General features: G+C 54.1%; 6 protein-coding genes and 2 pseudogenes. 4 read left to right on the forward strand and 4 right to left on the reverse strand.

What is annotated here, in order from left to right:
* Positions 1 to 49: 49 nt before the first annotated feature.
* From nifK to nifH, 3 genes are all read right to left on the reverse strand, one after another.
* Positions 50 to 1,591, reverse strand: coding sequence for a nitrogenase molybdenum-iron protein subunit beta (gene nifK / locus HJB84_RS32665; RefSeq protein ID WP_168277092.1), 1,542 nt, complete (start codon positions 1,589 to 1,591; stop codon positions 50 to 52).
* A gap of 97 nt (positions 1,592 to 1,688) precedes the next feature.
* Positions 1,689 to 3,188, reverse strand: a complete 1,500-nt coding sequence (nifD, locus tag HJB84_RS32670; RefSeq protein ID WP_168277091.1) for a nitrogenase molybdenum-iron protein alpha chain — start codon at positions 3,186 to 3,188, stop codon at positions 1,689 to 1,691.
* An 88-nt stretch (positions 3,189 to 3,276) separates the two neighbouring features.
* Complete coding sequence (gene nifH, locus HJB84_RS32675; protein WP_062940084.1) at positions 3,277 to 4,170, reverse strand: nitrogenase iron protein; 894 nt, start codon at positions 4,168 to 4,170, stop codon at positions 3,277 to 3,279.
* Between the two features lie 989 nt (positions 4,171 to 5,159).
* On the opposite strand from nifH, the gene HJB84_RS32680 reads away from it, so the two are divergent.
* The 3 genes and pseudogenes from HJB84_RS32680 to HJB84_RS32690 form a co-directional block, all read left to right on the forward strand.
* On the forward strand, positions 5,160 to 5,612 hold the full coding sequence (locus HJB84_RS32680; protein ID WP_168277090.1) for a TlpA disulfide reductase family protein: 453 nt from the start codon (positions 5,160 to 5,162) through the stop codon (positions 5,610 to 5,612).
* A 445-nt stretch (positions 5,613 to 6,057) separates the two neighbouring features.
* Positions 6,058 to 6,624 (forward strand): hypothetical protein, encoded by a 567-nt coding sequence (locus HJB84_RS32685; RefSeq protein WP_221117905.1) that lies wholly within the window; start codon positions 6,058 to 6,060, stop codon positions 6,622 to 6,624.
* A gap of 47 nt (positions 6,625 to 6,671) precedes the next feature.
* A pseudogene (locus tag HJB84_RS32690) lies at positions 6,672 to 7,154 on the forward strand (IS110 family transposase); the annotation flags it as partial.
* Positions 7,155 to 7,426: 272 nt separating this feature from the next.
* Here the strand turns inward: HJB84_RS32690 and HJB84_RS32695 are convergent.
* Positions 7,427 to 8,330 (reverse strand): annotated as a pseudogene (locus HJB84_RS32695) (IS3 family transposase); the annotation flags it as partial.
* Between the two features lie 374 nt (positions 8,331 to 8,704).
* Here HJB84_RS32695 and HJB84_RS32700 point away from each other — a divergent pair.
* Positions 8,705 to 10,027 carry a D-amino acid dehydrogenase gene (locus HJB84_RS32700; protein WP_168277088.1) on the forward strand — a complete coding sequence of 441 codons (1,323 nt, stop codon included), beginning with the start codon at positions 8,705 to 8,707 and terminating at the stop codon, positions 10,025 to 10,027.
* The last annotated feature ends 320 nt before the right edge of the window (positions 10,028 to 10,347 follow it).

A 10,347-nucleotide genomic window follows, 5' to 3' on the forward strand; every position in this document is an offset into this window, starting at 1 on the left:
CTGCCTTCATATCTGGTTGAGAGATAGGCCGCCTGACCGGCCGCCGCTCTTAGCGAGTGAGGTCATACGAATAGTCTGTCACACCTGCGTGCATCGTTTCGCGATCGAGGTTGTCGAAGATCTTGTCGAGGATCGCCGTTAGAAGGCGCAGTCCGCCTTGGTAGCCCATGAGGGGGAATCGATGATGATGGTGCCGGTCGAAAATTGGGAACATCAGCCGAACCAGTGGGGTACCGGTGTCCCGTTCGAGATACTTCCCATAAGAATTTCCGATCAGGAGATCCACCGGCTCGGTGAAAAGTAGCGAGCGCATTGCCCAGAGGTCTTTGCCCGGCCAAACCTGTGCATTCTTCCCGAATGGCGACGATGCGAGCAGTTCCTTCATCTCGTTCTCCCAAGCTGAGGTGCCGTTTGTGGCCAGGCAGTGGATTGGTTCGCCCCCGGTCTCCATGATGAAGCGCGCCATCCCATAAACGAAATCTGGATCGCCGTAGATCGCGTATTTTTTTCCGTACAGCCAACCTTGGCTATCGGCCATCGCGTCGATGAGTCGCCCGCGCTCCAGGCGGATCGTCTCGGGAATTTCTCTCCTGGAAATCCCAGATATCGCCATCAGGAGCTCGTCGGTAGCTTCGACGCCCAAAGGGTAGCGGAAGGAGATCGTCGCTTGTCCAACATCTCTGCAGTAATCTAGTGTCTTGCGAGTGTTGTAATATTGTAGGGACAACGTCCCCTCCGCGTTCAACGCCGCCTTCACGTCATTGATTTTGGTCCCCCCGTCATACATCCGAAAGTTACCATCGGAGGGGGTATCGAACTGATCTGATGCGTCCTGGATGAAGATGTAATTCACTTGCATCAAATTGAGCAGGCGTTTTAATTCGCGATTGTTCCCAACGCAGAAGCCATCAAATCCAGGAATGATGTTGATAGAAGCGGTCGCTTCACTTCGCGCGGTGCCCCTCCAGAAATTCTCCAGCACACCTTTTACCATGCTGTCGTAGCCATCGACATGGCTGCCGACAAAGGCTGGTGTGTGGGCGAAGGGGACATCGAAATCGCGCGGGACCGAACCTTCGCTTTTGGCATTTTCGATGAAACCATGCAGGTCATCTCCGATGACCTCTGCCATGCATGTGGTCGACACCGCGATCATCTTCGGGTTATAGAGCTTGTATGTGTTGGCGAGACCGTCGACCATATTTTTCAGGCCGCCAAATACAGCCGCGTCTTCTGTCATCGATGACGAGACCACCGATGACGGTTCCTTGAAATGGCGTGATAGGTGCGATCTGTAGTAGGCAACGCAACCTTGGCTGCCATGGACGAATGACATCGTTCGCTCGAATCCCGCCGCTGCGAAAACCGCGCCGAGTGGCTGACAGGCTTTGGCTGGATTGACGACAAGGGCTTGGCGGGCCAAGTTTTTCTCTCGGTATTCCCAGGTCTTCGTGAATTCGCGCTGGTCTGACACGACCTGATCCGGGTGTGGGCGTTCGAATTTCAGCTTTTTCTCGGCTAACATTTGCCTATATTCCGGCTCGCAGAACAAAGGCGCATGGTCGAGAGCTTTCTCGGCTGATTGCGGCATAGGGTCACCTCTTTCGATCTGGCAGCGACATGGAGGAGGTACAGAGACCTTCGATCCGGGTAAGGCCTCCGCGGTTTCTTCGAGAAATTCTAGGTTCTCATGCTAGGGCCACTCCCGCCAAAGCGCGGTCATTCTTCCAGGGCGCATGGTAAAGACCCCAAACGGGATTGTTGATGGCCATGTCCATGTCCCGGGCGAAAATCGAGAAACCGTCATAGCCGTGATACGGACCAGAATAGTCCCACGAGTGCATCTGACGGAACGGAATGCCCATTTTCTGCACCGGGTATTTTTCCTTGATGCCCGACCCGACGAGATCCGGCCGAATTCCCTCGATGAATTTCTCTAGTTCATAGCTAGTCACGTCGTCGTAGATGAGCGTGCCTTCCTTTACGTAGTGGCTGGTGCGCTGATAGTCGTCGCCGTGACCAAATTCGTAGCCGGTTCCTACGATTTCCATTCCGAGGTCCTCATAGGCGGTGATGACGTGACGAGGACGCAGTCCGCCGATGTAGAGCATCACCCGTTTGCCAAAGAGGCGCGGCCAATACTTGTCGACCACAGCCGAGACGAAGGGTCGGTATTTGGCGATGACTTTTTCGGTTCTATCTTCGATCTCCGAACCGAAATGCTTGGCTATGTTGCGCAGCGAGGCTTCGATCTGGAATGGGCCAAAGAAATTATACTCCATCCATGGAATGCCATATTTTTCCTCCATGTGCCTGGAGATGTAATTCATCGACCGATAGCAGTGAATGAGGTTGAGCGTAGCTCGAGGCGCGCGCTCCACTTCGGCGAGAGTTGCATCTCCCGACCAGTTGCCGACCACGCGCAGTCCGATCTCTTCGAGCAGGATGCGCGATGCCCATGCATCGCCGCCAATGTTATAGTCGCCTATGACATTTACGTCGTAGGGACCCGCCTCGAATTTTAAGTCTTTCTTGTCGAAGACCCAATCTCGAATTGCATCGTTCGCGATGTGGTGGCCAAGCGATTGCGACACACCACGGAAGCCTTCGCAGCGCACCGGCACGACGGTCGTCGTGTGTTCTTTGGCCTTTTTTCGCGCCACCGCCTCAATGTCATCGCCAATCAGACCGATCGGACATTCGGACTGCAGGCTGATGCCATTGCTTAACGGGAAAAGTTCAGCAATCTCGTCGATGACCTTTTCAAGTTTCTTGTCACCGCCAAAAACGATGTCCTTCTCCTGGAAATCGGAGGTAAATTGCATGGTCACGAAAGTGTCGATACCTGTCAGACCGACGTAATAGTTGCGACGTTGCGACCAGGAATATTGACCACAGCCCACAGGCCCGTGTGAAATGTGAACCATATCCTTGATCGGTCCCCAGACAACGCCCTTTGAACCGGCATAGGCGCATCCGCGGATCGTCATCACGCCAGGAACAGACTTGATGTTCGACTTTACCTCGCACTCGCTAATTGCGTTTGGGTCCTCGCCGGCGCCCTTTTCGCTCATTGCCACGCTAAGATGTTTACTACGTCGCTTCGCTGCTTTGCCCGGATATTGCGACAGCACGTCTGATATAAGCTTCGCATGGAAGTCACTGTCATTGTCGTATTTGAGGCTCATTGACCCTACCCCTTACAAATTCCGGATGAAACCTCCCTCGCGGGATGGCGGGCGCTTTGCGTGTCGCTGCGTGCTCGTGTCAGTGTGATCACTGGGCAGCTTTCAACTTGGCATCCCTGGCTTGAAGTTCGGCAAGCATCTGTTCGTCGGTCTTCATGATCCCGAAATCGAGAAGCATGTCCTCAAGTTCTTCCATGGTGATGGGGGTGGGGATGGTGCCTTTGCCAGAATTGTCATGTATTCTTTGGGCAAGTGTCCGGTACTCGGCCGCTTGCTGAGAGTCCGGCGCATATTGGATTACCGTCATCTTTCTAAGCTCGGCATGTTGGACAATGTTGTCGCGTGGCACGAAGTGGATCAGCTTAGAATTGAGTTTGGCAGCCAGCGCTTCGGCTAGGTCGAGTTCACGGTCGGTCTGACGCTCGTTACAAATGAGGCCACCCAGGCGTACGCTGCCGCCTGCAGCGTATTTCAGGATGCCCCTGGCGATATTGTTGGCGGCATAAAGTGCCATCATTTCGCCGGACATGACGATGTAGATTTCCTGAGCTTTGTTTTCACGGATCGGCATCGCGAAGCCGCCGCACACAACGTCACCGAGCACGTCATAAGACACGTAGTCGACATCGTTGTAGGCGCCGTTCTCTTCGAGAAAGTTGATCGACGTGATAACGCCGCGTCCCGCGCATCCGACGCCTGGCTCCGGGCCGCCAGACTCCACGCATTTGATACCTTTATAGCCGATCTTGAGCACGTCTTCGAGTTCAAGATCTTCAACCGAACCTCTCGTTGCTGCGAGATCAAGAACCGTATCCTGGGCCTTCGAGTTCAAGATCAGGCGCGTAGAGTCCGCCTTAGGGTCACAGCCAACGATGAGGATCTTCTGTCCATGGTCCACGAGGGCGGCTAGCGTGTTTTGGGACGTAGTGGACTTGCCAATCCCGCCCTTTCCATAGAATGCAATTTGACGCAGAGCTGCCATGTGTGGCGTTCCTTCATGTGTTCGAGGCGATGCGGTTATCCCGCAACGCGGATGCGGAGGCGGTCCCGCTGCCTCGCAATAGCTCACAAGATTCGTGCCAAGCGGTCCGATTGAGCTGACGAACAATAATTCGCTGCGATTCCATCTATGTGGGCGTAAAATACGGGATTGAGAACAAGAACGCTTGTCACGTAACCGACAAAGGTGATGACAATGTCGAAACAGACTGTCACCCTCTGAGGGCCAATGAATGGTGGGCCTTTGTGCAATATCTGACCAAACGACAGGATGTCTCATTTACCCATGTGCAACTTTGCTAGAGCAGCCTGTATTCCATCACCAGACCGGTGATTACTCGCCGCAAAGCGTTGTCTTCGGCGATGATCAAGCGCCATGCCGCGTCTGGTACCCGCATAGGGTTAACGTCCTACTCTGCTGTCCATTATGATAGTGGCAGTGATGGCAACGAAGCTCTCGCCCCCGCACACGCGGTCAGCAATCATGACCCTTAGACGACGAAGAAGGCGCCACTTGTGACAACACGTCGCACGGCACGATCCAAGTGCCCTAGCTGCTTCTTCACAGGCGCCCGTCCCGCGTAGATCGTTCAGAAAGCTCCGCTTTCAGTAGCGTCCGATCCTTCGCTAACTTCAGAACAAATGATCTGCTCGTAATTTTCGAGGCCTTCGCCGAGTACCATTTTTCCGCGTCAGGGATCTACGTTGGCAAATTCCAAATGGCCAATTTAGTTGGGGTACGTCATGAGTTACGGCATTGTCGCTACCTTTGTCGGTTACGTGACAGGCGTTCTTGTTCCTCAATCCCGTATTTTAGGCCCACATAGCTGGAATGGCAGCGAATTAGTGTTCGTCAGCTCAATCGGCCTGCTTGGCACGAATCTTGAGAGCTATTGCGAGGCAGCGGGACCGCCTCCGCATCCGCGTTGCGGGATAACCGCATCGCCTCGAACACATGAAGGAACGCCAAGCATGACCAACCTAAGGATAGGGGACACAGCTCCCTCAATTCGTGATGTGCACTGGGTTTGTGGCGGGACTCTCGAGACCTTTCAGCCGGGCAAAGTTTACATTCTCGTGTTTCTGACAACCAATCGCGGAGTTTGCGTTGAAATAATGTCCGATCTCGCACAGATGCAGGAGAACTACCGCGAGAAAGGTCTTGAGGTTATTGGCGTCGTATATAAGAGCTCTGCATCGGCGGCTGAGGGTCGAGTTTATGTAAATGCGTGGCTGAACGAAAACTGCCCAAATGTGAATTTCAGAGTAGCAGTCGATTTCACAGGAGAGATTCTCAGGCTCTGGATGGATCCGATGGATTATGGGCCTCCGACCTCTTTCATTCTCGACCGCGGCGGGAAGGTAGCCTCTATCGACCCGATGGACCTCGATGACGTTGTGCTGAAAGTGCTTGGCGGAAGCTAACTCAAGCCCACGCGGTATAGGCGCAAGCTGAGGGCCAACCGAAGGCATCCTGTTGATCGATCTTTCCGCCGATGTTGGTTCTGAAACACAGTGGAGTGCAGATATGGCTATTGCATACAGGCTCTTCAGCTCTCCGTCGATTAAAGCGCAGGACTGGCTGCGTGGCAATCTTATCTCGGCCCTCCAGCCCGGCAAAATATACATCCTCGGTTTTTTGCGACGCCATACGGTCCTGCATACCGGCACGGCCCCGCCTGGCGCAAGTGCAGGAGAAATACAGAACATGGGCTCGAGGTCATCATAGGCGTTGCAACAGATGAGGAAGCTGCGATGGCTGACGGCTAGAGCTCACCCACCTGTACATGTGGCTAACGGCAAAGCTCCCTAATTTTGACGCAGCTGGCGCACCAGCGAGGAAGCGAACGATCTGACAACGGAGAACGAGATGGATGTCGCTGAACAATCATTGATCGGTCTCATCTGGTCCGCGATAGAGGCGAAGGATTGGAAGACGGCACTTTCGTTACTAGAAGATGGCATCAGTGTTATGCCGGACAGCCTCTACCTATTCCAGTTATATGCAGACATGTTGATTGACGAATTGCAAGACATGGAGGCCGGCTGCCTGATGCTACGCAAATTTGTCCGCCTTGCAATTGAGAAGGACTCAAAAGACTGGCTTCTTGGAGCGATGCATCAACTCTTTTACTCATCGCATGACTACTCGCGATTTCCATTTGGTGAACGCTTATCGATGGGCAAGGCGCTCTCCGAGCACATCCTGACACTGTGCCAGTGGGAAAACGCCCACTCAAGAGCGGAATATTATCATGCCATGGCCTACTTCTTCCATGAGATCGGCAACAACGTCATGGCAGTGGAGTTGTTCGAAATGACTGTCACTTTGGTAAAGGGGTTGCCCATCCAAGACGAACTGAAGCAGCTAGCGCGATTGCTGAAGACACTAGCCGAGTACAAGTCTCACGAAGCAGTTCGCGTGGAACTGCTTTAATTGGGTGGAAAGAGGAGCCCTTGGGATGCTTGGGCAGCGGGTCCAGCTTGATCAGGTCAGTTGGTGAGTTGAACAAGCAGATAGATAAAATTGAGACGAGGCTCGCGGAGGTTGGTCGTTCAGATCCAGTCTCAAATCTGCTGTCGTCTATCCCAGGTGTCGGCCCAATCACATCTACAGCCATCGCCGCGACAATTCCGGACGCGAGGATGTTCCGCTCCGGCCGAGAGTTCGCCGCTTGGCTCGGCCTGACCCCGCGTCAAAATTCCAGCGGTGGCACCACTCGATTGGGAGGGATTACGAAGGAGGGAGATGCATACCTGCGTTATCTGCTCGTAATCGGTGCCAGGAACATAGTCCGATACCCGAAAGCTCGAGCGAAGGTCGGGGGAGCTTGGATCGACGCCTTACTGCAACGACGGCGTCCTATGATCGTGGCCGTCGCCATAGCCAATAAGCTTGCCCGGATCATCTGGGCGATGATGACCAGTGGAGAGATGTTCAAGGAGGCGCGCATCAAGACAGTATAGCCACGAAACCCAAATGAACCGGCGTAAGGTGCAGAAACAACAGATGGTCATACAGCGGAGCTGAGGATCGAGTAAACCCGGAGAGCTTTAGGCGCCGTATTCAAGCGCGACCCGTTGATGAGGCCTCGATCCGCGCACTCCATCAGGGCCAGCGACCTTGTTTCGGTCGCATACAGGCCGAATACATGAATGCACCCAAATGATGACTCGAACTTGCAGAAAGCCTCTTGCGCCCGCGGGGCCGTCTATACATGAACATCTCGATGTAGCTTGTTGTCGGTCGGCTTGCCAGGCCGGGAGAAGTCGAGCTCGACGCCCTTATGGTAGGCCCACAGATCGAGGTCGCGCGAGATGAATTCGCTGCCATTATCGACTCGTATGGAGGCTGGATACCCGACCTGCCGGCATACCCGCTCAAGCGTCTGTACCACGTCTTCGCCTTTGTAGCTGAAGCGAGCGTCGACTGCCGGCGAAAAGCGCGAAAAGGTGTCGACTACCGTCAGCACCCTGATCTTACGACCGGTGGCCAACTGGTCGTGAACGAAATCCATGGCCCAGACATGGTTGGAATGGGTCGGTTCCGTGCGATCGGCGCGAAGCTTCGCCTTGACCCGTCGCTTCGGAACTTTGTTGTGGAGCTGGAGGTCCATCTCCTTGTAAAGACGATAGATTCGCTTCGGATTGACAGGCCAGCCGTCACGTCTGAGCAGGACATGAACACGGCGGTAGCCGTAGCGCACCCGTGTCTGGCAGATGTCCCTGATCTTCAGCTTCAATTCGGCCTGCTCGCCGCGCCTGGACTTGTAGCCATACAGCGACCGATCGATCTTCAACACCGAACATGCGCGCCGGATCGAGACCTTCCAGTCCGCCTTGACCGTGTCGACAAGCTTGCGCTTGCGGGCAGGCCTCCGAGCTTTTTTGACAGCACGTCCTGGAGCATGGCCTTGTCCAGAGAAAGGTCGGCGACGATGCGCTTCAGCTTGGCATTCTCCTCTTCGAGCTGGCGAAGAGGCTTCATCTCCGACGGCATCAGCCCAGCGTATTTTTGCGCCAGTTGTAAAACGTCGCGTCCGAAATTCTTGCCTTGCGGCAGACCTCGCCGATCGGCGTGCCATCTTCTGCCTGCTTCAACACGAATGCGATCTGCTCTTCCGAAAACTTCGAGGCCTTCATCGAATTCTCTTCTTCTTCCCACCAGGGATCATAAGTGGAAAATTCCAGTTCCAAATGGCCTAAATTATTGGGGGCACGTCACGTAACTTGAGCCGCGATGTTGAGCGGAAGGCACGCGCTCCCTCAGATCGTCCTGCAATAACCTCGTCAGCTCTGACTTCTTCACGAATTTATACCTTTAGCGCCCTACAGCGTGAACTGATCGCTGAGTTGTTGCTATAAACGGGATGGTGCCAGGGAAGGAGAACATCTCGCCAGTGGCAATCAACCAGCAGCTTGACGCGGAACCACGCGTATTGCAAAATAATTGTTAATATTGCATACTGATGATGTCGGGTTTGTCGCGTGACGCTAGGTTGCTTTTGAGGGTAGTTATGAAAGTTGCTGTGCTTGGTGCTGGAATCGTTGGTAGTGCGACGGCTTATATGCTCGCCAGAGATGGTCACGAGGTCACCGTTATTGATCGCTGCGACAGGCCTGGCATGGAAACGAGTTTTGCCAACGGCGGTCTGATGACGCCTAGCGACTCCAGCCCCTGGAACTCACCTGGAACTGTCAAACGGCTTGGTAAGATGCTTTTTGACAGCAACTCTACGTTAAAAATCAACCCAAGCGCGATCCCATCGATTGTCGGCTGGGGCCTAAAATTTCTCTCGAACTCAACCCACAAGAGGCATAAAGCCAATATGGTTTCGAACATTAGGATCGCGAGCCTGAGTTTAGAGACGCTGCGCAGCATTCGCCAGAATTCTACCCTACATTATGACCAGACCACGCGCGGGACGATGAGGGTCTTCCCTCGAGGCGGCCGCATGTCGGAGTTCGTGCATATGTGCCGCGAGATGCAGGGGTGGGGCGTCAAATTCGACGTTCTTGATCAGGAACAAATTCTGGAGAAAGAGCCGTGTTTGAAGGACGTAATCGATCGCTACATCGGTTCGGTATACTTTCCAGATGACGAAAGCGGCGATGCCCATAAGTTTACGAATGAAATGGCTCGCCTCGCTAAGGAACTTGGGGCTCAGTTTTTGATGAGAGCTAACATATTGGAAATAATCAAACAGTCCTGTTCGCGGATCTCCCACGTCAAAACGTCCGTCGGAGAAATTCATGCGGATGCGTACGTACTCTCTCTTGGTAGCTACAGCCCCATATTTGCCCGCCCCCTCGGTATTCAACTGCCGATCGTGCCCGTGAAAGGCTATTCTGTGACCTTGCCTCTAAACGGATGGAAGGGAGGGCCGACACGTCCGGTCATGGACGACGGCTACCATGCAATGATGGTTCCGATGGGAGATCGCTTACGGATGGGTGGGAAAGCAGAATTTGCTCAATATAATACGAAAATCGATCCCAATGAAGGCCGACGCGTCCTCGACGACATTCTCAGGATTTTGCCGTCCATGGCTGCGCACGTCGACGTCAGCTCGGCTTTGACTTGGTCAGGATTACGCCCGATGACGCCCGATGGACCTCCGATCGTAGGCCCAACGCCATACGAAAACCTTTTCCTCAACACTGGCCATGGCCCGCTTGGATGGACGATGTCGTGCGGTTCAGCGAAAATTACAGCAGAACTTGTAACGCACGGACGGGTTTTGAGCGACAGCGTCGACCCCAGGGACTATATGCTGAGGCAAGTTCGGCGCTCGGACCGTTCCGCTGTCTCTTTGACCCAGAATGGGATCGTAAGCTAGCGTTTGGCGGAACGTGAAATTACAGTAACCGAGTGCCGCCCGCACGGTCCGGTCACAAGCGGTGGAAAACGTAGCAGCCTTATTTGAGCATACATGCTCAACATTGCGCACTGGCGATGGCGTGGCTAAAATTCTGTCCTCTGAGGGAGCACGTACCTCCGCCAAATTGACACACGGCGATCCGACCCGAATTGTAACCATCCGAGCAGCCCCGCGGCATTAGCACGCGTGAGGTACGTCAAATCGCCTACACTGATGAGGTTGGTTCAAAGTGGAATGCTTGGCGTAGCGGGGGTCAGTTTTTCCGGCGTGATCTACGC

This window comes from Rhizobium sp. NZLR1b (genome assembly GCF_019685155.1).
Lineage (GTDB): Bacteria > Pseudomonadota > Alphaproteobacteria > Rhizobiales > Rhizobiaceae > Rhizobium.